The organism is Blautia sp. ZXY-1-C6 (assembly GCF_056339875.1).
In genome coordinates, this window is record NZ_JBWJVQ010000270.1 from 1 (window position 1) to 2,549 (window position 2,549).

The following is a 2,549-nucleotide window of genomic DNA, read 5'->3' on the forward strand; positions in this document are numbered from 1 at the left end:
AATGATTTGAGCTTGCGTCCCTCTTACCTGATCTTCCCGAGCTTAGTTTTTCTTAAGACCCGAAGTCAAGCCGAAGAGAATGATTTGAGCTTGCGTCCCTTTCATCTGGAATAAAACCCACTCTCAACCTCCACCGGAATCACCCTTTCCTCAATCCCCTCAATCTCAATAAACCTCTGCCGCCCCAACATCTCCACCATCTGCGCAAGCAGCTCCCTGCTCCCCTGCGCCTCCATCTCAACGCGGTCATCCCAGTTATTTCTCACCCAACCGGTAACCCCCAAAGAACTGGCAATATAACAGGCCCGATAGCGAAATCCAACTCCCTGCACTCTCCCCGAAAACCAATAATGCTTCCTTATCAGATTCTCTCTCATCTCCGAACCTTTCCCATCCTGAACATCATGCTTTTTCCAGACTCCCCGGCCTTTCTCATACTCCTCAGCAATCTCCTCACCTGTCTCAGAATCCTGCAGAAACGTTCTGTACTTCTTTCTCTTAAAATCAAATATACTCAACAGCAACCCTCTCTCACAGCTACTGTGCCGGCAACTTGATTTCCCGAACATTCTCATGTCTTTCCTGCCAGCCTGTTTCAGGAATCACTCTGCCGCCACACTACAATCACACCCTGATCACAAATCCGTCTTTTCTCGCTTTCGCTTTCGGATATTCCCCGGAGCGATAACCAAGCACACAATGACCAATTCCAACATAAGACTCCGGCACACCCCACTCTGCCTTCAATGCCTTTCCTTCTTCAGAAGCAAACACCTCTCTTGCACGATGAATCCAGCAGGAATCAACCCCAAGGGCATGAGCAGCATTCATCAGATTTCCCATAACCAGACTTCCATTTTCCACACATGTAGGCATATTACTGTCTGCAAAGACCACAACAACTGTCGGTGCCCCATAGAACGGATCACTCTCAGTCCCCATCACATCCGCATTCATTTTAGAAAGCTTCGCAACAAGTTCCGGATTCTGTGTTACTACCATAAGTGTACCCTGTTGTCCCATTCCGCTTGGTGCGTATTCCCCTGCTTCAAGAATTTCATTCAACACTTCTTCCGGCACCAGATCTTCTTTATAACCACGTACACTTCTTCGCTCCAAAAGATTTTTTATTGTTTCATTCATGTCTCATATCCTCCTGTATTTATTTTCATCACTGTCAAAGCAACATTACTGTCCACCACGTTCTCAGCAACACAGTCAGGCAACAATATCTTCCTATATTATAGCACTACATCTACCAAAACTCACCTGTATTTCCCATAATTTTCAGGCAAATTTCCTTGCCCCTGCATCACAACTGGTCTATAATAAAGAACAGACTAACATGAGGTATAAAACTATATGAACAAAAAAGAAATTTCTGAAATCAAGAAACAGTTCACTCCCGAGAACTGTTCTCTCACCCGCATCTGCGGATGTTACGTTGACGGAGAAAAGAATAAAAAAACCGAACTGAAAGAAGCATTTCTCTCTTTATCAGAAGAAGAAATGTTCAAATACTTTGAAATTTTCCGCAAATCCCTTTCCGGAACAATAGGAAAAAATCTGATGAACATGGAATTTCCTCTCGAGCAGGAAACGGAGGGCGGAACTCAACATTTTCTTATGAAACTGAGAGAAAGCAAACTGACCGATGATGCACTGGTAGAAAGTTTCTACGATAAGATCATTGAAAACTATGATTATCCCGAAAACTACTACATCATCCTGATCCATGGAGTATATGATATCCCCGGAAAGTCTTCCGACGGTGCAGAAATGTTTGATGCATCTGATGAGATTTATGAGCACATCATGTGCTGTATCTGTCCTGTAAAACTCTCTAAGGCAGGTCTTTGCTACAATGCCGAAACCAACAGCATCCAGGACCGTATCCGCGACTGGATCGTGGAACTTCCGGATGTTGCTTTCCTTTTCCCGCAGTTTAACGACCGCAGCACTGACATCCATGGTGTCCTTTATTATAGTAAAAATGCAAACGAGCTTCGGGATATTTTTATCGATGAACTGCTTGGATGTACAGCACCTCTTTCTGCAGGAGGACAGCGTGATTCCTTTAACGCACTGGTTGAAGATACTCTGGGCGACGACTGCAGATATGACACTGTATTAAGCATTCACGAGAAATTAAACGACCTGATCGAATCACAGAAGGATGAGCCGGAACCTGTAGTTCTGACCAAATCTGAGGTAAAACGCCTCTTTGAAGAATGCGGCGTAGAAGATGAAAAACTACAGTCATTTGATGAACAATACGAGATCACAGCCGGGGAAAAATCCTCTCTGGTTGCTTCCAACATCACCAATACAAAAAGATTCGAGATCAAAACCCCGGATGTTGTAGTCCACGTAGATCCTGAACGTGCCGATCTTGTGGAAACACGCATAATTGACGGACGCAAGTGCCTTGTGATCCCAATGGAAGGCGAAGTTGAACTGAACGGAATCCGCGTACATACAGGAAATGAAAATCCTTCTGATGACGAATTTTATGACAATACAGATACTGAGACAGAGGAGACATCTGA

General features: G+C 44.4%; 3 protein-coding genes. 1 reads left to right on the forward strand and 2 read right to left on the reverse strand.

The window, feature by feature from the left end; genetic code table 11:
• Positions 1-101: 101 nt before the first annotated feature.
• Together AC075J_RS17280 and AC075J_RS17285 are read right to left on the reverse strand one after the other, a co-directional pair.
• The gene (locus tag AC075J_RS17280) at positions 102-377 is read right to left on the reverse strand and encodes an acylphosphatase (RefSeq protein WP_029677159.1); all 276 of its coding nucleotides are present in this window, start codon (positions 375-377) and stop codon (positions 102-104) included.
• Positions 378-624: 247 nt separating this feature from the next.
• Positions 625-1,143: a nitroreductase family protein gene (locus tag AC075J_RS17285; protein ID WP_022379958.1), complete on the reverse strand. Its 519-nt coding sequence runs from the start codon at positions 1,141-1,143 to the stop codon at positions 625-627.
• A gap of 219 nt (positions 1,144-1,362) precedes the next feature.
• Between AC075J_RS17285 and AC075J_RS17290 the strand changes: the two genes are divergently transcribed.
• A partial coding sequence (locus AC075J_RS17290) for a DUF4317 domain-containing protein (protein WP_476390548.1) occupies positions 1,363-2,549 on the forward strand: 1,187 nt, incomplete at its 3' end.

Bases quoted from the DNA above. Each gene is read 5' to 3' on its own strand.
- AC075J_RS17280 (WP_029677159.1), bottom strand. From the start codon at position 377: ATGAGAGAGAATCTGATAAGGAAGCATTATTGGTTTTCGGGGAGAGTG.
- AC075J_RS17285 (WP_022379958.1), bottom strand. From the start codon at position 1,143: ATGAATGAAACAATAAAAAATCTTTTGGAGCGAAGAAGTGTACGTGGT.